Here is a 20,113-nt window from a genome sequence, read left to right on the forward strand (position 1 = left end):
GTCGGGCCGGAGTTTCGTTTTCGCTGTGCCGAACGCGCTCCGCGAACAGACACAGCCATCGGATCCAACGTCAGGCGAGGACAGAATGCCGAAGTCCAAGGTCCGCAAGAAGGACGTCTACACGCCGCCGCCGGACCGGCGCACGCCGGTCAAGCTGAAGGCCAAGGGGCCCTCACACCCGATCTACATCACGGTGATGCTGCTGGTGATGCTGCTCGGGCTGGCCTGGCTGGTCGTGTACTACCTCGCGGGCCAGGACATCCAGTTCATGGCCGACCTCGGCTCGTGGAACTTCGCGGTCGGTTTCGCACTGATGATCACTGGTCTGCTGATGACCATGCGCTGGCGCTGACCAGCGCAAACACGGTACGTATCGCGGCCCGGGCGAACCACACGTCCGGGCCGTGCCGTGTTCACCCCCCGTTTGGCGGAGGGTCACTGAACCACACGGATGTAAGTCATCCCCAGTGGGGACAACTCCTGTGGATAACTTTTTCCACAGGCACCCCATAGCCGGTCCCCGGCCCCAGGGGCACACAACATGATGTGGTTGTACCGCTGGGCGCAACGGGGCAGACGGAACGCCCTCAACCGGGCAAGCTGGACGGGTGAACGAGCAGATGCCCTGGTCAACGGGCCAGAGTCGGCAAATTGCCTGGTCAGCGAACCCCGCTTTGGTAGCCGTCGGCTGGACCTTCGCCGCGCTCGCCGCGGTCTGGCTGACCATCACCACCGATCCGGCAGGCCGGGTGATCGCCGCGATCACCGCCCTGGTCCTGGGCTTCGCCGCGCTGTTCGGCACCGTCGCCCGGCCGAGGCTGGTCGCCAGCCCGATGGGGTTGACCCTGCGTGGCCTGTTCCGGACCCAGCAGTGGCCGTGGGCCGAGGTCGGCACCAGGCTCGTGCACACCCAGCGGCTGGGCCGCAGGGTCGCGGTGCTGGAGATCGAGACCACCCAGGGCGAGGCGGAGCGCCTGTTCGTGCTCGGCAGGCTCGACCTGGGCGCGGACCCCGAGGACGTGGCCGCGCAGCTCACCGAACTGCGCGGCCCCGCCTGACTAGTTCTGCTCGGCCGGCACGCAGGTGGTGCGCGCGCCGGGCGGGCTGCACTCGAACCTGGGCAGCTCGTAGTACTGGAAGATCGCCAGCCCGGCCAGGGCCAGCGTGATCGCCACCACGTTGATGGTCTGCCACAGCTTCCTGGTCGCCACCGGCACGTAGATCAGCCCGGCCGCGATCAGCGCGCCGGTGACCAGGCCGCCACCGTGGCCGACCCAGGACACGTTGCCGATGAACAGGCCGAACACCACGTTCAGCCCGAACACCATGGCCAGCGGCTGCAGGTTCTGCCGCCGCCGGATGAACACGATCACCACCGCGCCGAGCAGGCCGAAGATCGCGCCGGAGGCGCCGACCGCGCTGTCGGAGAACAGGAAGATCGCTACCGAGGCGCCGATCCCGGACAGCAGGTAGAGCACCGCGAACCGGATCCGCCCGAACAGCGGCTCCAGCTCCTGGCCGAGCATCCACAGCGAGAACATGTTGACCGCGAGGTGCCACGGCGCCACGTGCAGGAACTCACTGGTCAGCAGCCGCCACCACTGGTCCCCGGCGACCGCGACCTGCCACATCGAGCCGTTGTCGTAGACCCAGGACTCCCGCAGGTCGTTCACCCCGCCGGCCTGCACCGCGGTGAGCACGAAGAGCGCGACGTTCAGCACGATCAGCACCGGGGTCACGATCGGGCGAATCTGCTCGTCCTCGTTGCCGACCAGGTTGGTGCCCCGGCGCTGGGTCCGCTTGCCCTCGGCCACGCAGTCCACGCACTGCTTGCCGACCGGCGCGTCGCTGAGGCACTCGTAGCAGTAGGGCTTGCCGCAGCGGGTGCAGCTGAGCCCGGTCTCCTTGTCCTGGTGCCGCGTGCACCTGGGCAGCGTGTGCGGAGGGGTCATCGCCGCCGGCTCAGCGCTCGACCGAGACCGTCACGCGCTCGATGACGACCTCCTTGATCGGCCGGTCCATCCGGTCGGTCTCGGCCTGCCCGATGGTGTCCACCACGGCGCGGGAGGCCTGGTCGGCGACCTCGCCGAAGATGGTGTGCTTCATGTTCAGGTGCGGGGTCGGGCCCATGGTGATGAAGAACTGGGAGCCGTTGGTGCCGGGACCGGCGTTGGCCATGGCCAGCAGGTACGGCCGGTCGAAGCGCAGCTCGGAGTTGAACTCGTCGGCGAAGGTGTAGCCAGGGCCGCCGCGGCCGGTGCCGGTCGGGTCGCCGCCCTGGATCATGAACCCGGCGATGACCCGGTGGAACACCGAACCGTCGTAGAACGGGCCGGAGCGTTCCCCGGCGGCGTTCTCGGTGGTGTAAGGCTTGCTGCCCTCGGCAAGCCCGACGAAGTTCTTCACCGTCTTGGGCGCGTAGTCCGGGAACAGCTTGATCCTGACCTCGCCTTCTGAGGTGTGCAGGGTCGCGGTCACGGTCGCCCCAACGAGCGATTCAGTGCTGTCAGCCACCGACCCATGGTGCCATCCACGGCGAGATCGTGTGAGAAGGGGCAGGATGGGGTAACGCGTTGACGAGGCCGTCGTCACGCTCGGGAGGCAGGCATGGACGAGGTAAGGACCCTGGCCAGAGCCGGAGAGCAAGTCGGGCGCGCGTTGGGCACCGGCATCCACGTGGTGCGCAAGCGAGCCGAGCAGGCAAGCGCGGAAGGGCTCAAGGCCACCAAGCGGGCGAGCCGGCGCGCGGAGAAGAAGCTGGCCAAGCGCGGGCTCACGCCACAGCAGCTGGCGCACAGCGTCGCCGGCACGGCCGAGGAGTTCAGCCAGGAGCTCGGCAAGCGTGGCCGCAAGGCGCGCAAGGAACTGGCCAAGGCGACCAAGCAGGCGCAGAAGGACCTCGGCCGTCGTGGCCGCAAGGCCAAGAAGCGCCTGGCCGCCCGGCTGGACCCGAAGCCGAAGCGCCGCAAGTGGCCGTTCGCGGTGCTGCTGCTCGGCGCCGCGGGTGCGGTGGCCGCGGTGGTGCTCGCCCGGCGACCGCAGGAGGTCAAGCCGGTGGTCGAGGACGAGGAGCGCGACCGCGAGGAGCGCCCGGCGGGCAGCCCCTCCGACAACGGGCACCGCCCGGAGACCGCGCGCCAGAAGTGAGCCGGACGCGAAGAGGGGCCGGGTTCGCCCGGCCCCTCTCGCCGTTCACAGCTTCAGGTTGCCCGCCGCCACGGTGGCGATCCGCTTGGCCGCGATGGTGCGGTCCTGGTTCGTGGTGACCACGATCGCGTACTCGCCCTTGGCCACCGCGAACACCGCGCCGCTGTCGGTCTTCTTCGACCCGCCCTTCCAGCCACCGGGCAGGTCGGCAGGCGAGGACCCGGCGACCGGAGCCTGGGCGTCCACCACCGCCTTGGCCCCCTCGGCGGATCCGCTGTAGATCCACACCATGGCCTGCACCGACTTGTTGTCGGCGCGGTAGAAGAAGCAGGCCGGGTTCGGTTTTCCTTCGGAGATCCGGACCTTGCCCACGCCTTGCCCGTTGGCCGCCCGCACCTCCTCCTTGTCCAGGTAGGGACAGGGACCGTCGGTGGCGGGCACCGGCACCGCAGGCGGCTGGGCGGGCCCGGCCGAGGTGGTCTCCTGAGCAGGCGGCACCGAGGTCTGGGGCGGAGCCGAATCCTGCGGAGCGCCCCCACAAGCGGAGAGCGCCAAGAGCGCGGGCAGCACGAGCAGCAGTGGTCGTCTCATAACGCGGCCCACCCTAGAGCCCTCCGCGTCACCGCGTCAGCGCTTGAAGTCGATGATCACCAGGTGTCCCTGGTGCCGGACCGAGTAGGCCGCGTCCCGAGCCAGCCCCACCGAGACCTCCATGCTGCCGCCATGCCCAGGATCGTTCACCACAACCCCACGCACCAACGGCAGTGAGTGGTTGACCACTCTCTCCCCGATCACCTCGACATAGGGCTCAGCCCCAGCAGGCGAGGGCAGGGCCAGCTTGAGGAACCGCTTCCCCCACAGCTCGGTCACCCGAAGATCGCTCTGCCCCCAGTAAGGCCGCTCCCCGTCCAACTGCTGGAACAGCACAGACCCAGGAGCCTTGGCCCCCACGAACTCAAATACCACCCGGTCATACCCGTCGTGGCTACCAGCCCGGAACTTCACCTGCGGCGGCCCCACCACCGCAGCCGAAGCCGCCGGAGCCATCACCCCCACCACCGCGAACAACGAGACAACAACGACCGCCAACCGGCGGAAAACAGACATCGCTAAACACACCCCTGCGAAGATCGTCGATCCCTGACGACTCCCAGACGCAAAACCAACCCACCAGGTTGCCAAGCAAACGGTGGAACACAAACAAGGAAGGAATAGGCGCCCCAGAGCGACCGCCCCAGCGACTCCCCAGAGGCGAACCCAAACCCTAAGACGCAAAGAAGGCGACACCAAGAGTTCGGTGCCGCCTACCACGCGAGCGGGGGTCCGGGGGCAGAGCCCTCCGGACGGGGTCTGGGGGCCGTGCCCCCAGTGTGCTTACGAGACGATCCAGCGAGCGCTCTCCGCGAGCAGGGAGCCCCCATCGTCGAGTGGAGACGAGGGGAATCGAACCCCTAACCCCTGCCTTGCAAAGGCAGTGCTCTGCCAATTGAGCTACGTCCCCGTAGGACAACTGGCGAGGCCGCCGGTACCTGGACGGCCACGCCTTGCCCTTCGGTTCGACTCAGCCCTCGGTCGGAGCAGTGGCCTCACGCCACAGGTCCGCCTCGGCCTTCGCCGAACGGTTGCGCTTGACAAAGAAGAGCACGACGCCGGCAACAGCGGCAAGTGCCAGGAGCTTCTTCACGTACGTTCGCCTCCCAAAGCGGCACGCGGTTGGTGCCCGATACGGGTGCCCCCCCAAGGAGCAGTGGGCCTGGGAGGACTTGAACCTCCGACCTCTTCATTATCAGTGAAGCGCTCTAACCACCTGAGCTACAGGCCCGTGAACCGAGGTGAACATTACCGGACGGGGTGCCCTCCGCCCAAATCGGGGGGCACCCCATCCGGCAGTTCTACTCGCGCTCGGAGAGGGTGACCTCAACGCCGCCTGCCAGGTCGGCCGAGACGTTGTAGACGAACGCGCTGACCGTGGCCAGCGCGGTGAACAGCACGATGTTGACGACGCCCACGACAGCGGCGACGCCGAACACCCTGCCCGCGCTGATCAGCGGCTCAGCGCCGCCGTCCGCGTTGGTCACCAGGTCCTTGTAGGTGTTGTTCAGCGAGTCCCAGACACCCATGCCCTGGAGCACGCCGTACAGCACACCGACCGCGACCAGCCACACGAAGAAAAGCGCGACCGACAGCACCAGCGCGAGCTTCAGCACCGACCACGGATCGACCCGCTTGACCTGCAGGGCGGCCCGGCGCGGGCCCCTGCCGGTGCGGCGGGCGCTGGGTGCGGCCACCGCGGGGCGCGGCGTGGTCGCCGCTGCGGAGAAGTTGACCGTCTCCCGGCCCAGCGCGCCCAGCCCGTTGTCCGGCTGGGGCGCGGCCGCCGCGGTCCCGAACACCGTGGGTGCGTCGAGATCGGGCTGCGGCGGCGGGGAGTGCTCGACCGGAGCCGCAGGCCGGAACGCGGCCGTCGGCTGGTCGATCGAGCTCTCCCGCTGCGGTTCGGGAGCAGGCGGTGCGCTCTGCTGGTTGGCGACGGTCACCCGTTGCCACGGCGGCGGGGCGGCCGATGCCTGCGCGAACTCCTCGGCCGGCGGCGCCGCGGGCGCGGGCTCGCCGGATTGCCCCGCCGCCACGGCACCGTCCGGTTTCTCGGTGATCACGGTGGCCTCGTCAGCAGGCTTGTCAGCCTGCTGAGCGGGGTTGTCCGGTTGGTTCGGTGAAGTCATCAGCAGTCCTAACCGACGGTGGTGTCCGTCGAAGAGACGCGTTCAGGCGACTATTCGTTGCTCTGCTCGGTGTCGTTCTCGTCGGGCGAGCCGTTTTCTGCCTCGGCGCCGTCCTCCGGCACCGAGCCGTCCACCGGCTCGAGATCATTCTCCGGCTCAGCCTCCTGCTCGGCACTCCGGGCCACCGCCAGCAGCGTTGTCCCCTCACCGAGGTTCATCAGCCGAACACCCTTGGTCTGCCTACCCGCTTTACGGATCTCAGCAGCAGTGGTCCGGATCACACCACCCGTTGAGGTGATGGCGAAGATCTCGTCTTCCAGCTCTACCACCAACGCGCCGACAAGTCGCCCGCGTCGCGAGTCGTGCTGGATGGTCAGCACGCCCTTGCCGCCGCGGCCCTGCACCGGGTAGTCCTCGATCGGGGTCCGCTTGGCGTAGCCGCCGTCGGTGGCGACCAGCACGAACCGGTCCTCCTCGACCACGGCCATGGCCAGCAGCTCGTCGCCGGAGTTGAACCGCATGCCCAGCACGCCGGAGGTGGCCCGGCCCATCGGCCGCAGCGCCTCGTCGGTGGCGTGGAACCGGATGGACTGACCACCGGCGGAGACCAACAGCAGGTCCTGCTCGGCCGAGCACAGCACCGCGCCGACCAGCTCGTCGTCCTCGCGCAGGTTGATGCCGATCAGGCCACCGCTGCGGTTGGAGTCGAAGTCGACCAGGCGGCTCTTCTTGACCAGGCCGTTCTTGGTCGCCAGCACCAGGTACGGCGCGACCTGGTAGTCCTTGATCTGGATGGCCTGGGCGATGTGCTCGTCCGGCTGGAAGGCCAGCAGGTTGGCCACGTGCTGCCCGCGCGCGTTGCGGTTGGCCTCTGGCAGCTCGAAGGCCTTGGCCCGGTAGACCCGGCCCTGGTTGGTGAAGAACAGGATCCAGTCGTGGGTGGAGCACACGAAGAAGTGCGCCACGATGTCGTCCTGCTTGAGCGCCGCGCCCTGCACGCCCTTGCCGCCGCGCTTCTGCGCCCGGTACAGGTCGGTCTTGGTGCGCTTGGCGTAGCCGGTGCGGGTGATCGTGACCACCACGTCCTCGACCGCGATCAGGTCCTCCAGGGACATGTCGCCGTCGAACGGGATGATCCGGGTGCGCCGGTCGTCGCCGTACTTCTCCACGATGGCCATCAGCTCGTCGCGGATGATCTGCCGCTGCCGCTCGGGCTTGGCCAGGATGTCCTCGAGGTCGGCGATGGTGACCTCGATCTCGGCCAGCTCGTCGACGATCTTCTGCCGCTCCAGGGCGGCCAGCCGGCGCAGCTGCATCTCCAGGATCGCGTTGGCCTGGATCTCGTCCACTTCGAGCAGCTCGATCAGCCCGGTGCGGGCGATGTCCACCGTGGCCGAGGAGCGGATCAGCGCGATCACCTGGTCGAGCAGGTCCAGCGCCTTGACCAGGCCGCGCAGGATGTGCGCGCGTTCCTCGGCCTTGCGCAGCCGGTACTTGGTCCGGCGGACGATGACCTCGATCTGGTGCTTCACGTAGTAGCGGATCATCTGGTCCAGCCGCAGCGTGCGCGGCACGCCGTCGACCAGGGCCAGCATGTTCACGCCGAAGGAGGTCTGCAGCTGGGTGTGCTTGTAGAGGTTGTTCAGCACCACCTTGGCCACGGCGTCCCGCTTGAGCGCGACCACGATCCGCATGCCGCTGCGGCTGTTGGACTCGTCCGCGATGTCGGCGATCCCGGTGAGCTTGCCGTCCCTGACCAGGGTGGCGATGTTCTCCACCAGGTTGTCCGGGTTGACCTGGAAGGGCAGCTCGGTGACCACCAGGATGGTGCGCCCCTTGGCGTCCTCCTCCACCTCGACCACCGAGCGCATCCGGACCGAGCCGCGGCCGGTGCGGTAGGCGTCCTCGATGCCCTGGGTGCCCAGGATCAGGCCCTTGGTTGGGAAGTCGGGACCCTTGATCCGCATCATCATCGCGGCCAGCGTCTCTTCGTCGCTGGCCTCGTAGTTCTCCAGCGCCCAGACCACGCCCTCGGCCACCTCACGCAGGTTGTGCGTGGGGATGTTGGTGGCCATGCCGACCGCGATCCCCTGGCTGCCGTTGACCAGCAGGTTGGGGATGCGCGCGGGCAGGACCCTGGGTTCCTTGGTCTTGCCGTCGTAGTTGTCGGCGAAGTCGACGGTGTCTTCTTCGATGTCGGCCAGCATGTGCATGGCCAGGTGGGTCAGCCGGGCCTCGGTGTACCGCATGGCCGCGGCCGGGTCGTTGCCGGAGGAGCCGAAGTTGCCCTGACCGTCCACCAGCGGGTTGCGCATCGACCACGGCTGGGCCAGGCGGACCAGCGCGTCGTAGATCGAGGAGTCACCGTGCGGGTGGTAGTTGCCCATGACGTCGCCGACCACGCGCGAGCACTTGACGTAGCTGCGGTCGGGGCGCAGGCCGGTGTCGAACATCGAGTAGAGCACCCGGCGGTGCACCGGCTTGAGGCCATCGCGCACGTCGGGCAGCGCCCGGCCGACGATGACGCTCATCGCGTAGTCGACGTAGGAGCGCTGCATCTCCTGCTGGAGATCGACCGGTTCGACGCGGTCGCCCGTCGGCGGGAGGATGTCGGTCACGACGAGAAGTCCCTTCTAAACGGCGAGCAGGTGGTGTGGTGCACGCCGAGGTCAGACATCGAGGAAGCGAACGTCCTTGGCATTGCGGGTGATGAAGGCGCGCCGGGACTCCACGTCCTCGCCCATCAGCACGCTGAAGAGCTCGTCAGCGGTGGCCGCGTCGTCCAGGGTGACCTGGCGCAGCACCCGGTGGGCCGGGTCCATCGTGGTCTCCCACAGCTCGTCGGCGTTCATCTCGCCGAGACCCTTGTACCGCTGGATCGCGTCGTCCTTGGGCAGCTTGCGGCCGTTGGCCACGCCGGCCTGGATCAGGCCGTCGCGCTCGCGGTCGGAGTAGGCGAACTCCGGTTCCTGGCGCGGCCACTTGATCTTGTAGAGCGGCGGCTGGGCCAGGTAGACGTGCCCGTGCTCGATCAGCGGGCGCATGAAGCGGAACAGCAGGGTGAGCAGCAGCGTGGTGATGTGCTGGCCGTCCACGTCGGCGTCGGCCATCAGCACGACCTTGTGGTAGCGCAGCTTGGCCAGCTCGAACTCGTCGTGGATGCCGGTGCCGAGGGCGGTGATCAGGCTCTGCACCTCGTTGTTCTTCAGCACCTTGTCGATGCGTGCCTTCTCCACGTTGATGATCTTGCCCCGGATCGGCAGGATCGCCTGGAAGCGCGACTCCCTGCCCTCCTTGGCCGAGCCACCGGCGGAGTCGCCCTCGACGATGTAGAGCTCGCACTCCTCCGGGTTGTTGGAGCGGCAGTCCTTGAGCTTGCCGGGCAGGCCGCCGATCTCCAGCGCGCTCTTGCGCCGGACCAGCTCGCGCGCCTTGCGCGCGGCCGCGCGCGCCTGCGAGGAGGAGATGGCCTTGCTGATGATGGTCTTGGCGTCGGCCGGGTTGGCGTCGAACCAGTCGGGCAGGTGCTCGTTGCAGGTCTTCTGCACGAACGACTTGGCCTCGGTGTTGCCCAGCTTGGTCTTGGTCTGCCCCTCGAACTGGGGCTCCTTCAGCTTGATCGAGACGATCGCGGCAAGACCCTCGCGCACGTCCTCGCCGGAGAGGTTCACGTCCTTCTCCTTGAGCAGCTTCTTCTCCCGCGCGTACTCGTTGATCACGCGGGTGAGCGCGGCGCGGAAGCCCTCCTCGTGGGTGCCGCCCTCGTGCGTGTTGATCGTGTTGGCGAAGGTGAAGACCGACTCGGAGTAGCCGGTGTTCCACTGCATCGCGACCTCGACCTCGAGGCCCTCCGCCTTGGCCTCGAAGGAGATGATCTTCTTGTGCACCGACTCGCGGGTGGCGTTGATGTGCGTGACGAAGTCCTCCAGGCCGCCCGGGTAGCAGAAGGTCCGCTCCTTGATCGCGGCCTTGACCCCCTCGGCGTCCTCGACCTCGTCGGCCTCGCTGACCCGCTCGTCCCGCAGCGTGATGGTCAGGCCCTTGTTCAGGAAGGCCATCTCCTGCAGCCGGCGGGCGATCGTCTCGGCGTTGTAGGTGGTGGTCTCGAAGATCTCCGGGTCGGCCCAGAAGGTGACCACGGTGCCGGTCTTGTCGGTGGCCTCCCCCTTCTTCAGGGGGTGCGCGGGCGCGGAGCGCTCGTAGCGCTGGGTCCACACGAAGCCGTCGGTGCAGATCTCCACGTCCAGCCGGGTGGACAGCGCGTTCACCACGGAGACGCCGACGCCGTGCAGACCGCCGGAGACCGCGTAGGAGTCGCTGTCGAACTTGCCGCCCGCGTGCAGCGTGGTGAGCACCACCTCGACCGCGGGCTTCTTCTCCACCGGGTGCAGGCCGACCGGGATGCCGCGGCCGTCATCCCGGACCCGCACACCGCCGTCGGCGAGCAGCGTGACCTCCACCGCGGTGGCGTGACCGGCCATCGCCTCGTCGACCGAGTTGTCCACGACCTCCTGGATGAGGTGGTGCAGGCCACGCTCACCGGTGGAGCCGATGTACATGCCGGGTCGCTTGCGGACGGCCTCAAGGCCTTCGAGCACGGTGATGGAGGACGCGCTGTACTCGTTGTTCGTATTGGCAGCCACAGGCCACTATCTCCTCAGCTTGACGGCGTGCGCTTGGGGTGCGGAGCACAACCTTGTCAATCCTACCGGTCCACCCGGACAGGAATGACCCTAGGACACCCCTGAGACGGTCATAGAAGACCGAAGAACAAGCTGTCCGGGTCCGGAGTGCGGAGAATCGGTGTCAAGAGGCCTGGGAGAAAACCAGCCGCGCCACGTCACCCATAGGTGTCTCGCGGGCCGCGGCCGGGCACGTGGCGTGGTCCGTACCGCCAGCTCGGCGCGGCCGGTCCCTGCACCCGCAGGCGTTTGACCACGTCTTTGCCCACTCCGGCGCGGATCTGGCTGAGCAGCTGGCGCTGGAGCAGCTTGAGCTGGGTCGCCCATGCGGTGGAGCTGGCCTGCACGGTCAGCTCGCCATCCTTGAGCGCGAGCGGGGTGGCGTGCTCGGCCACCTCGGCCCCGACCAGCTTGGCCCAGCTGCCGAACACGGTGCCACTGGAGAGCTTGTCGGTCCAGCCGCGCTCGCTGGCGATCCGCGCGGCCAGCGCGCCCAGCGGCTGCGGGTCCCGGTGGTCCACCCCCGGTCCCGACCACCGGCGGCGGCGCTGCGCGTTGGCCCCGCCCGCGCGCGGCGCCTGGGCGGCCTTGGCCGCGTCCCGCTTCAGCTTGTTCGCGGCGCGGGCCTCGGCCAGGGCCATCTTGGCCAGGTCGACCCCTCGCAGACCGTGTTCACCCTCCGCAGCGAAACCACCTGGAGAGGTGACAGAGGGTCGATCAGTGCCCGGGTCAGGTGGCGGCACATCCCCACGCGTGACGGAGTTATCCACATTATCCACAGGGTTGTCCCCAGGAGTGCGACGCGTCACACCCGGTTGACGCCTGGTCACCGGACACGCTGGACCTTCCCTTCACCCACCTCGTAGCGGGCGCCCACAAGTTCGGCCGGGACGTCCTCGGCCACCGCGGCGGTGACCAGGACCTGCTCCGCGGCGGCGGCCACCTCGGCCAGCCGCTGCCGTCGCCGCCGGTCCAGCTCGGCGAACACGTCGTCGAGGATCAGCACCGGCTCGACGTCCTCCGCGCGCAGCAGCTCGAAGGCCGCCAGTCGCAGCGCGAGCGCGAAGGACCAGGACTCGCCGTGGCTGGCATATCCCTTGGCCGGCGTGCTGCCGAGGATCAGCTCCAGCTCGTCCCGGTGCGGGCCGATGAGACTGACCCCTCGGTCGATCTCCTGAGTCCGCACCTTGGCGACCTCGGCCAGCAGCACCGCTTCCAAGGTCGCGATGTCCGCCGGCGGACCGCCTGCCACACCGTAACCCTCCGGCAGGGCCGCACCCAGGCAACTGCGGTACTTCACCTCGGCGGGTCGCGACTCCGGCGCCACCCCCGCGTAGGCGGCGGAGACCAGCGGTTGCAGCGCGGCCACCAGGTCCAGCCGCGCGGCCAGCAGCACCGCGCCGTGCCTGGCCAGGTGCCCGTCCCACACGTCCAGGGTGCGAATATCGCCGCTGTTGCCCGCCCGACGCGCCGAACCTGCGGTTTTCAGCAGGGCACCGCGCTGCTTGAGCACTCGTTCATAATCCGCGCGCACGCCGGCGAAACGAGGCGCGCGCAGCACCAGCAGGTCGTCCAGGAACCGCCGCCGCTCGCCGGGATCGCCCCTGACCAGCGCCAGGTCCTCCGGCGCGAACAGCACGGTGCGCAGGATGCCGAGCACCTCCCTCGGCTTGGACACCGGGGCCCGGTTGACCCTGGCCCGGTTCGCCTTGCCGGGGGTGATCTCCAGCTCGACCAGCAGCTCCCGGCCGTGGTGCACCACGGCGGTGCGCACCACCGACCGCGGCGCGCCCTGCCGGACCAGCGGCGCGTCCGTGGCCACCCGGTGCGAGGACAGGGTGGCCACGTAGCCGATGGCCTCGACCAGGTTGGTCTTGCCCTGGCCGTTCTGGCCGACCAGCACACTCGGCCCAGGCTCGAAGACCAGGTCGGCGGACTCCCAGGACCGGAAGTCGGCGACCTGCAGCGCTCGGACGTACAACGGTTACTTGGTCGATCCGGCGCCGGAGCTGGGACCGGCCTGGTGCACCGCGTGCCCGCCGAACTGGTTGCGCAGCGCGGCCACCGCACGCATCGCGGGCGAGTCCTCCTGCCGCGAGGCGAACCGGGCGAACAGCGCGGCGGAGATCACCGGCGCGGGCACCGCGTGGTTGATCGCCTCCTCCACCGTCCACCGGCCCTCGCCGGAGTCCTCTACATAGCCGCGCAGGTCGTCCAGCTCCGGGTCCGAGTCCAGCGCCCTGACCAGCAGGTCGAGCAGCCAGGACCGGACGACGGTGCCGCGCTGCCAAGCCTTGATCACCGCGGGGGTGTCCGCGACCACCTCGGAGGCGTCCAGCAGCTCGAAGCCCTCGGCGTAGGCCTGCATCAGGCCGTACTCGATGCCGTTGTGCACCATCTTGGCGAAGTGACCCGCGCCGACCTTGCCGGCGTGCGCGAAGCTCTCCTCGCGCGGGCCCTCCGGCCGCAGCGCGTCGAAGATCGGCAGCGCCCGCTCGACGAACTCCGGCTCGCCGCCGACCATCAGGCCGTAGCCGTTCTCCAGGCCCCAGACCCCGCCGGAGACACCGCAGTCCAGGTAGCCGATGCCGTTCTTCTCCAGCAGCGCGGCGTGCTTCTGGTCGTCGGTGAACCGGGAGTTGCCGCCCTCGATGATCAGGTCACCCTCGGACAGCAGGTCGTTGAGCTCCTCCACGGTCGCCTGGGTCGGGGCACCGGCCGGCACCATGATCCAGACGATCCGGGGGGCGGCCAGCCGCGAGACCAGGTCGGCCAGCGACTCGCTGTCGCTGACCTCCTGGTTGCGGTCGTACCCGATCACCTCGTGGCCCGCGCGGCGCAGCCGCTCGCGCATGTTGAAGCCCATCTTGCCCAGGCCGACGAGTCCGAGCTGCACCACAGTTACGACCTTTCCTGACTACGAAGTGTTCGGGTTCCGGACCGGTCAGCCGGGCAGGCGGACCGGCATCAGCAGGTAGATGTAGCCGGGCTCGACCTCGCCCTCGGCGTCCACCGGCTTGATCAGCGCGGGACGGCTGGGCGTGGTGAAGGTCAGCTGCGCCTTGCCGGTGTGCATCGCGCCGAGGCCGTCGAGCAGGTAGCCGGGGTTGAACGCGATGGTCAGCGGATCGCCGGTGAGCTCGACCGGGAGCTCCTCCTCGGCGCTGCCCTCGTCGTCGCCGCCCGCGGACAGGCGCAGCGAGGCCTCGGTGAACTCCAGCCGGACCTGGGTGCCGCGCTCGGCGACCAGGGATACGCGCTTGATCGCCTCGACCAGCGGGGCCACCTCGATCACCGCGGCCGCGGCGTGCTCGCTGGGCAGCAGCTGGCGGTACTTGGGGAACTCGGCGTCCAGCAGCCGGGTGGTGGTGCGGCGGCCGGAGCCGGAGAGGCCGAGCAGGCCGTCGGAGTCGCCGAGGGAGAGCTCGATCTTGGAGCCGGAGCCACCGAGGGTCTTCGCCGCGTCGGCCAGGGTCTTGGCCGGGACCAGCAGCGCGGTCGAGCCGACCTCGCCGCTGGGCTCCCAGGTGAACTCGCGCAGGGCAAGCCGGAAGCGGTCGGTGGCCACCAGGGTGACCTTCTCGTCCTCGATCTCCATCCGCACGCCGGTCAGCATCGGCAGCGTGTCGTCCTTGCCCGCCGCGATGGCGACCTGGGCAACGGCGGGGCCGAAGCTGTCCGAGGGCAGGTGACCGGCCAGCTGCGGCATGGCCGGCAGCTGCGGGTAGTCCTCCACCGGCATGGTGGGCAGGCTGAACTTCGCGCTGCCGCAGGTGATGGTCACCCTGGCGCCGTCGACCGCGATCTCCACCGGGTGGTTGGGCAGCGACCTGGTGATGTCGGCCAGCAGCTTGCCGGAGACCAGGGTGCGACCGGCCGCGGAGATGGTGGCGGGCACGCCGATCTGGGCGGAGACCTCGTAGTCGAAACCGGAGACGGTCAACGTCTCCCCGTTGTCGCCGTCGGCTCCGCCCGCGTCCAGCAGCACTCCACCGAGCACCGGCACCGGAGGCCGGGAGGGCAGGCTGCGGGCGACCCAGGCGACGGCGTCGGCAAGGCCGTCCCGCTCGACGCGGATCTTCATGGCAGGTCCTTTCGGAGAATCGACGCGACCGTCACGGGCTCGGGCTGGGCAGGTCGTTCGCCGTCGGGTCGTGGGCCACGACGGCCCAGGGTTGGCGCAGCGACGCATCGAGGTCCGAGCGAGGCGGGCTCCACCGTAGAGGCTTCCGGGCCTGCTCGTCACCTCGACCCGTCCTGGACCGCGAGCCGTCCATCCCCAACTTCGCGCCGCCTGTTCATCTTTTGATTTTTACTTCTTCGAAAGATCAAGACAGCAGCAGTAGTAAGGGTTGTGAGTTGTGTGGACAGAGTGAGTCTGCGCAGCTCAGGTGGTTTCTAGGGCTGTGGACTGTGGGTGTGTGCAACTGGTGAGAAACCGGGAGGACCGGTGGACAACTCGGCAGTTGGCAAAGAGCATCCACATGATCTGCGAGCTGTCCACAAGGTTGTCCCCAGGTGTTGGTGCGTTCATGCCCAGGCCCTCCACAGGCTGAGGGTGGTCCGGGTCTCCCTGGATGGGGGACAACTCGCCGAAACTTTCTCCAGAGTTGATCCGATCGGGCGCTCCACACCGTCAGAAAAGTTCCAGCGGGCGTGGCCAGGTTCGGCGGGGACCTGCCACAGGCGGCCCGACTTTTCTCAGCTTGTGGGGTGCGTGGCGGGGCACCGCCGAACCAGAAAGTTCGGCGTGCGGCGGCCATGCCCTGGCATCCCCGTAGTCATCGGCGGCCGGAGCGGGGCACCCAAGAGAAGACGCCCGCCGGAGGGACTCTCCGACGGGCGTCTACGGCGTGCTGGGGGTCAGGCGCGGGCCCGCTGCTTGATCCGGGAGGTCAGCTCCTGGACCTGGTCGTAGATGCGGCGGCGCTCGGCCATCTCCTTGCGGATCTTCTTGTCCGCGTACATGACCGTGGTGTGGTCGCGGCCGCCGAAGGTCTGCCCGATCTTCGGCAGGGACAGGTCGGTCAGCTCGCGGCACAGGTACATGGCGATCTGCCTGGCCTGGGCCAGCGCCTTGGTCTTGCCGGGGCCGCACAGGTCGTCGATGCTCACCGCGAAGAACTCCGCGGTGACCGCCATGATCGTGGGCGCGGTGATCTCCGGCGCCTGCGAGTCCGGGATCAGATCGCGCAGCACGATCTCGGCCAGCGGCACGTCCACCGGCTGCCGGTTCAGCGAGGCGAACGCGGTGACCCTGATCAGCGCGCCCTCCAGCTCGCGGATGTTGCGCTCGATCCGGGCGGCGATGAACTCCAGCACCTCGGCCGGCGCGGCCAGCCGGTCCTGCGCCGCCTTCTTGCGCAGGATCGCGATCCGGGTCTCCAACTCGGGCGGCTGGATGTCGGTGATCAGGCCCCACTCGAACCGCGTGCGCAGCCGGTCCTCCAGGGTCTCCAGCCGCTTGGGCGGCCGGTCCGAGGACACCACGATCTGCTTGTTCGCGTTGTGCAGGGTGTTGAAGGTGTGGAAGAACTCCTCCTGCGTGCCTTCCTTGCCCTCCAGGAACTGGATGTCGTCGACCAGGAGCACGTCGACGTCCCGGTAGCGGCGCTGGAAGGCGACCTTGCGGTCATCACGCAGTGAGTTGATGAAGTCGTTGGTGAACTCCTCGGTCGAGACGTACCGCACCCGCATGCCCTGGAAGAGCCGCTGTGCGTAGTGCCCGACCGCGTGCAGCAGGTGGGTCTTGCCGAGACCGGACTCGCCCCAGATGAACAGCGGGTTGTACGCCCTGGCCGGCGCCTCGGCCACGGCGACCGCCGCGGCGTGCGCGAACCGGTTGGACGCGCCGATGACGAAGGTGTCGAAGGTGTACTTCTCGTTCAGCCTGGTCTGCGGGTTGCTCGGCGAGCGAGCCGGCTGCCCTGCGGAGTTGCCGGAGTACTTGGGCCATATCTCGTGCACCGCGGCGAGCGCCTCGCGCTCCTCGTCCACCTCGTCCTCGGTGTCCCCGCCCTCGGCCTGCACCGCGACCGTGGGCAGCGGGCCGATCTGCGGCAACCCGGTGGCCGGGACTGGCGTGGTGGCCATCCCGTTCGGCAGCGGGGCCAGCGGCAGCGGGATCGCGGGCATCGTCGGCTGTTCCAGCGACGGGCCCGCGTGCGAGGACGCGCTCACCGGGGGCGGCGCGACCGGTTTGGGCGGGGCGGGGCTCAGCGGGGCGCTGTCCACCTTCACCGCGAGCGAGACGTCCCGGCCGAGGTGGCGGGAAAGCGCGGCGGTGATCGGTTCGCGCAGCGCGCGTTCGATGGCGTCCTTGGCGAAGTCACTCGGCGCGGCCAGCAGGGCCGTGCCGTCGAGCAGGCCGATCGGGCGGGTCACCCGCATCCAGGCTCGCTGTTGCGGGGAAAGGGTGCCGGAGGACAGCTCCTGCACTACGCGTTCCCATACGAGTCCCAGCTCGGCGTGGGTGTCAGACACTTGCTCCGCTCCCTCCCCTCGTGTCAGCGCCGCGCGAACACCAAACGTGAGATGTCCACAGAGTTGTCCACAACTGTGCACGAAGGCGGGACGGCCCGCACACGGACCCCCCGTAAACGCGGAAGGGGCAAACTAGCAACCGTCGGCGGCGGCCACAAGGTCTGTCTGATCACTGCACTGGAGTGGGCGCGCACCACGCCCGATGTGGTGGAACGGGGGGCGGATTTGAGATGACGGCGGGTGATAAGTACCCTCGGATGGTCTCCCGCGTACCGACGGGTGCGTTTGCCGTGCCTGTCATGGTCGTCTGATCATGGTGATCGCGACGGAGACAACCCTAGACCTGCTTCACCCATGTACCGGGAGAACCGACCGTGAGCAAGCGCACCTTCCAGCCCAACAACCGTCGTCGCGCGAAGACCCACGGCTTCCGGCTGCGGATGCGTACCCGTGCCGGCCGCGCGATCCTGGCTGCTCGCCGCCGCAAGGGCCGCGCCGAGCTGTCCGCCTGAGACACCCGCCGCCGTGCTCCCCGCGGCTGCCCGGCTCACCCGTAGCCAGGACTTCGGCCTGGTGGTACGCCGGGGCCGCCGCGTTGGGCGACCCCGGCTGGTGGTGCACGCGCACCTGTCGAACCCGCCCACCCCTGGCGAGTCCTTCTCGCCGAGGGTGGGTTTCGTCGTGAGTAAGGCAGTGGGCAACTCCGTGGTCCGGCACCGGGTCTCCCGCCGGCTCCGGCACCTCGTGCGCGACCGGATCGACCGGTTGCCGCCGGGCAGCGCCCTGGTGGTGCGCGCCCTGCCGGCCTCGGCCGAGGCCACCAGCGCCCAATTGGGCGGCGATCTCGACTCGGCCCTCCGCAAGCTCGGCCTGCCCGCGCCAGGTGGTGCGGGGTGAGCGCCGGCCGGGCCGGGCCGCTGGCCACCGTGCTGCTGTGGCCGATCCGGTTCTACCGCCGGTTCATCTCTCCTGCTCTTCCCCCGACGTGCCGCTTCTACCCGAGCTGCAGTCACTACGCGGTCGAGGCGCTGACCACTCATGGCGCCTTCCGCGGGTCGTGGCTCACCGTGCGCAGGCTGTTGCGCTGCGGACCCTGGCACCCTGGAGGCCTGGACCCCGTTCCGCCGCCCCGCGACCGTGCTTCGGAGCGGGCTTCATGCAAATCCGCTGAGGAGTAGTTCGTGCTCGACTTCATCAACTACCCCGTGTCAGCCATCATGTGGTTCTGGCACAAGGTGCTCAGCTACGTCATCCCGGAGACCAGCGGGGTGAACTGGGCCCTGTCGGTGATGCTCCTCGTGTTCACCCTGCGCGCGCTGCTGTTCAAGCCGTTCGTCAAGCAGGTGCGCTCGATGCGCAAGATGGCGGAGTTCCAGCCGCAGCTGGCCAAGCTGCGGGAGAAGTACGGCAACGACAAGCAGCGCATGGCCCAGGAGATGCAGAAGCTCCAGGCCGAGGGCGGGTTCAACCCGCTGGGCGGCTGCCTGCCGATGCTGGTGCAGATGCCGGTGTTCCTCGGTCTGCTCAACGTGCTGCAGGGCTTCAAGCCGGGCGCCACGAGCAACTACATCTTCGGCCAGCCCGAGGTGAGCTCCTTCCTCGCCTCGAAGCTGTTCGGCGTGAACCTGTCCGCGGCGATCCGGATGAGCGGCGCGGACCTGGCCGTCATCGGCACCGACCGCACCGCCCTGCTGCTGCTGGCCATCCCGCTCATGGTGCTGGCCTCGGTGCTGACCCACCTGACCGCGCGGCACTCGGTGGCCCGCCAGTCCGCGACCGCGGCGGCCAACCCGCAGTCGGCGATGATGAACAAGCTGATGCTGTACTTGTTCCCGCTCGCGGTGCTTGTCGGTGGCCCGTTCTTCCCGGTGGCGATGCTGCTGTACTGGCTGAGCAACAACACCTGGACCCTTGGTCAGCAGTACGTGGTGTACCACCGCATCGACCGGGAGGAAGAGGAGAAGAAGGCCGCGGCCATCGAGAAGCGGCAGAACCTCGGCCCCAAGCCCGGCCAGAAGCCGCAGCCAGGTCAGAAGCCCGCGCCCGGCCAGAAGCCGGTGCGCAAGCGCCCGGCCAACGCCGCCCCGCAGGCCGCCTCCCCCACCACCTCCTCGGCCGACAAGAACAAGGACACCTCCGCCTCGACCGGGTCGGAGAAGAGCAATGCCCCGCGCAACGGTTCGGACGCGGCCAAGTCCACGGACTCCCCCGCCGCGAAGCCCGGTGAGGTCCCCGGGATCATCCAGAGCCGGTCGACGGGCAAGAAGCAGACCCGCAAGCGCCGCTGAGTCGGCTGCTACATGGAAGGAGACACCGTGTCGGAGACCTTGCAGGCGACCGAACAAGAAACGGACGCCGCTACTCCGGACGCCGGTAACGACGAGAGCCTGTTGGTGCGCGAAGGCGACATCGCGGGCGACTACCTGGAAAAGCTGCTCGACCTGCTCGACTACGACGGCGACATCGACCTGGACGTCGAGGCGGGCCGCGCGATCGTGAGCATCGATGGTGGCGAAGACCTGGAGAAGCTCGTCGGTCGCCGCGGTGAGGTCCTGGAGTCCCTCCAGGAGCTGACCCGCCTCGCGGTCCAGCAGTCCACCGGCAGCCGCAGCCGCCTGATGCTCGACGTCGCCCAGTGGCGCGCCGACCGCCGGGCCGAGCTGAGCGAGCTGGGCAAGTCCACCGCCGAGGAAGTCCTGGCGACGGAGAAGCCCAAGCGCCTGCGCACCATGACCCCGTTCGAGCGCAAGGTGGTGCACGACGCGGTCGCCGCCGTCGCGGGCGTGCACAGCGAAAGCGAGGGCGAGGAACCCCACCGCCGCGTGGTGGTCTTCCCCACCAGCTGACCCAGAAAGAACCACAGACGCCCGGCCGGGACTCCCCCGGCCGGGCGTTCTGTTTTGTGCCCAGCCGCTCGGGCGCTACCCGTGGCGCGCTGACCCCCTGGCGTCGCACGGTCCGGGCGGCGACACTCCCCCGCCAGCCGCCAGCCGCCAGCCGCCAGCCGCCAGCCGCCAGCCGCCAGCCGCCAGCCGCCAGCCGCCAGCCGCCAGCCGCCAGCCGCCAGCCGCCAGCCGC

20 protein-coding genes, 2 tRNA genes and 1 pseudogene are annotated in these 20,113 nt (G+C 69.0%); 8 read left to right on the forward strand and 15 right to left on the reverse strand.

The window, feature by feature from the left end:
- The first annotated feature begins 85 nt into the window (after window positions 1–85).
- Together crgA and ACWDY5_RS29020 are read left to right on the forward strand one after the other, a co-directional pair.
- Window positions 86–352, forward strand: coding sequence for a cell division protein CrgA (crgA, locus tag ACWDY5_RS29015; protein ID WP_252485472.1), 267 nt, complete (start codon window positions 86–88; stop codon window positions 350–352).
- A gap of 322 nt (window positions 353–674) precedes the next feature.
- Window positions 675–1,058 carry a PH domain-containing protein gene (locus ACWDY5_RS29020; RefSeq protein WP_449725328.1) on the forward strand — a complete coding sequence of 128 codons (384 nt, stop codon included), beginning with the start codon at window positions 675–677 and terminating at the stop codon, window positions 1,056–1,058.
- Here the strand turns inward: ACWDY5_RS29020 and ACWDY5_RS29025 are convergent, their stop codons facing one another.
- Window positions 1,059–1,952, reverse strand: coding sequence for a rhomboid family intramembrane serine protease (locus ACWDY5_RS29025; protein ID WP_449725329.1), 894 nt, complete (start codon window positions 1,950–1,952; stop codon window positions 1,059–1,061).
- Window positions 1,953–1,962: 10 nt separating this feature from the next.
- Window positions 1,963–2,514, reverse strand: a complete 552-nt coding sequence (locus ACWDY5_RS29030; protein ID WP_252485469.1) for a peptidylprolyl isomerase — start codon at window positions 2,512–2,514, stop codon at window positions 1,963–1,965.
- Between the two features lie 93 nt (window positions 2,515–2,607).
- On the opposite strand from ACWDY5_RS29030, the gene ACWDY5_RS29035 reads away from it, so the two are divergent.
- A complete protein-coding gene (locus ACWDY5_RS29035) occupies window positions 2,608–3,147 on the forward strand; it encodes a hypothetical protein (protein WP_449725330.1) in 540 nt (179 codons plus the stop codon).
- Between the two features lie 45 nt (window positions 3,148–3,192).
- On the opposite strand, the gene ACWDY5_RS29040 is transcribed toward ACWDY5_RS29035, so the two are convergent.
- The 13 genes and pseudogenes from ACWDY5_RS29040 to dnaA form a co-directional block, all read right to left on the reverse strand.
- Window positions 3,193–3,738 (reverse strand): DUF2020 domain-containing protein, encoded by a 546-nt coding sequence (locus tag ACWDY5_RS29040; RefSeq protein ID WP_449725331.1) that lies wholly within the window; start codon window positions 3,736–3,738, stop codon window positions 3,193–3,195.
- A gap of 36 nt (window positions 3,739–3,774) precedes the next feature.
- On the reverse strand, window positions 3,775–4,254 hold the full coding sequence (locus ACWDY5_RS29045; protein ID WP_449725332.1) for an AMIN-like domain-containing (lipo)protein: 480 nt from the start codon (window positions 4,252–4,254) through the stop codon (window positions 3,775–3,777).
- A gap of 321 nt (window positions 4,255–4,575) precedes the next feature.
- A tRNA-Ala gene (locus tag ACWDY5_RS29050) sits at window positions 4,576–4,648 on the reverse strand.
- A 66-nt stretch (window positions 4,649–4,714) separates the two neighbouring features.
- Window positions 4,715–4,831 (reverse strand): annotated as a pseudogene (locus ACWDY5_RS29055) (DLW-39 family protein); the annotation flags it as partial.
- A gap of 64 nt (window positions 4,832–4,895) precedes the next feature.
- Window positions 4,896–4,969 (reverse strand) — tRNA-Ile (locus ACWDY5_RS29060).
- A gap of 70 nt (window positions 4,970–5,039) precedes the next feature.
- The gene (locus tag ACWDY5_RS29065; protein ID WP_449725333.1) at window positions 5,040–5,870 is read right to left on the reverse strand and encodes a DUF3566 domain-containing protein; all 831 of its coding nucleotides are present in this window, start codon (window positions 5,868–5,870) and stop codon (window positions 5,040–5,042) included.
- A gap of 50 nt (window positions 5,871–5,920) precedes the next feature.
- Window positions 5,921–8,488 carry a DNA gyrase subunit A gene (gene gyrA / locus ACWDY5_RS29070; protein ID WP_449725334.1) on the reverse strand — a complete coding sequence of 856 codons (2,568 nt, stop codon included), beginning with the start codon at window positions 8,486–8,488 and terminating at the stop codon, window positions 5,921–5,923.
- Between the two features lie 51 nt (window positions 8,489–8,539).
- Window positions 8,540–10,513 carry a DNA topoisomerase (ATP-hydrolyzing) subunit B gene (gene gyrB, locus ACWDY5_RS29075; protein ID WP_449725335.1) on the reverse strand — a complete coding sequence of 658 codons (1,974 nt, stop codon included), beginning with the start codon at window positions 10,511–10,513 and terminating at the stop codon, window positions 8,540–8,542.
- A gap of 197 nt (window positions 10,514–10,710) precedes the next feature.
- Entirely contained in the window at window positions 10,711–11,217 is a 507-nt protein-coding gene (locus ACWDY5_RS29080) for a DciA family protein (RefSeq protein ID WP_449725340.1), read from the reverse strand.
- Window positions 11,218–11,378: 161 nt separating this feature from the next.
- The gene (gene recF, locus ACWDY5_RS29085; protein ID WP_449725336.1) at window positions 11,379–12,533 is read right to left on the reverse strand and encodes a DNA replication/repair protein RecF; all 1,155 of its coding nucleotides are present in this window, start codon (window positions 12,531–12,533) and stop codon (window positions 11,379–11,381) included.
- A gap of 3 nt (window positions 12,534–12,536) precedes the next feature.
- Window positions 12,537–13,451: a phosphogluconate dehydrogenase (NAD(+)-dependent, decarboxylating) gene (gene gnd, locus ACWDY5_RS29090; RefSeq protein WP_252485461.1), complete on the reverse strand. Its 915-nt coding sequence runs from the start codon at window positions 13,449–13,451 to the stop codon at window positions 12,537–12,539.
- Window positions 13,452–13,496: 45 nt separating this feature from the next.
- Entirely contained in the window at window positions 13,497–14,636 is a 1,140-nt protein-coding gene (gene dnaN, locus ACWDY5_RS29095; protein WP_449725337.1) for a DNA polymerase III subunit beta, read from the reverse strand.
- A gap of 779 nt (window positions 14,637–15,415) precedes the next feature.
- Complete coding sequence (dnaA, locus tag ACWDY5_RS29100; protein WP_449725338.1) at window positions 15,416–17,035, reverse strand: chromosomal replication initiator protein DnaA; 1,620 nt, start codon at window positions 17,033–17,035, stop codon at window positions 15,416–15,418.
- Between the two features lie 374 nt (window positions 17,036–17,409).
- Between dnaA and rpmH the strand changes: the two genes are divergently transcribed.
- The 5 genes from rpmH to ACWDY5_RS29125 are packed head-to-tail and all read left to right on the forward strand — an operon-like array spanning window position 17,410 to window position 19,881.
- Window positions 17,410–17,547 (forward strand): 50S ribosomal protein L34, encoded by a 138-nt coding sequence (gene rpmH, locus ACWDY5_RS29105; RefSeq protein ID WP_010849920.1) that lies wholly within the window; start codon window positions 17,410–17,412, stop codon window positions 17,545–17,547.
- A gap of 13 nt (window positions 17,548–17,560) precedes the next feature.
- The gene (gene rnpA, locus ACWDY5_RS29110; protein WP_252485458.1) at window positions 17,561–17,932 is read left to right on the forward strand and encodes a ribonuclease P protein component; all 372 of its coding nucleotides are present in this window, start codon (window positions 17,561–17,563) and stop codon (window positions 17,930–17,932) included.
- Window positions 17,929–18,213 carry a membrane protein insertion efficiency factor YidD gene (gene yidD, locus ACWDY5_RS29115; protein ID WP_252485457.1) on the forward strand — a complete coding sequence of 95 codons (285 nt, stop codon included), beginning with the start codon at window positions 17,929–17,931 and terminating at the stop codon, window positions 18,211–18,213. The genes rnpA and yidD overlap by 4 nt, the downstream gene beginning before the upstream one ends.
- 3 nt (window positions 18,214–18,216) lie before the next feature.
- Complete coding sequence (gene yidC / locus ACWDY5_RS29120) at window positions 18,217–19,323, forward strand: membrane protein insertase YidC (protein WP_283662340.1); 1,107 nt, start codon at window positions 18,217–18,219, stop codon at window positions 19,321–19,323.
- 27 nt (window positions 19,324–19,350) lie between these two features.
- Entirely contained in the window at window positions 19,351–19,881 is a 531-nt protein-coding gene (locus ACWDY5_RS29125; protein WP_283662339.1) for a Jag family protein, read from the forward strand.
- Window positions 19,882–20,113 lie beyond the last annotated feature (232 nt).

The sequence above is a fragment of the Crossiella sp. NPDC003009 genome, from assembly GCF_053591555.1.

Excerpts from the sequence above, each read along its gene's own strand:
- ACWDY5_RS29065 (WP_449725333.1), bottom strand. The coding sequence starts at position 5,870 with ATGACTTCACCGAACCAACCGGACAACCCCGCTCAGCAGGCTGACAAG.
- ACWDY5_RS29025 (WP_449725329.1), bottom strand. The coding sequence starts at position 1,952 with ATGACCCCTCCGCACACGCTGCCCAGGTGCACGCGGCACCAGGACAAG.
- ACWDY5_RS29045 (WP_449725332.1), bottom strand. The coding sequence starts at position 4,254 with ATGTCTGTTTTCCGCCGGTTGGCGGTCGTTGTTGTCTCGTTGTTCGCG.
- ACWDY5_RS29040 (WP_449725331.1), bottom strand. The coding sequence starts at position 3,738 with ATGAGACGACCACTGCTGCTCGTGCTGCCCGCGCTCTTGGCGCTCTCC.
- dnaN (WP_449725337.1), bottom strand. The coding sequence starts at position 14,636 with ATGAAGATCCGCGTCGAGCGGGACGGCCTTGCCGACGCCGTCGCCTGG.
- crgA (WP_252485472.1), top strand. The coding sequence starts at position 86 with ATGCCGAAGTCCAAGGTCCGCAAGAAGGACGTCTACACGCCGCCGCCG.
- ACWDY5_RS29035 (WP_449725330.1), top strand. The coding sequence starts at position 2,608 with ATGGACGAGGTAAGGACCCTGGCCAGAGCCGGAGAGCAAGTCGGGCGC.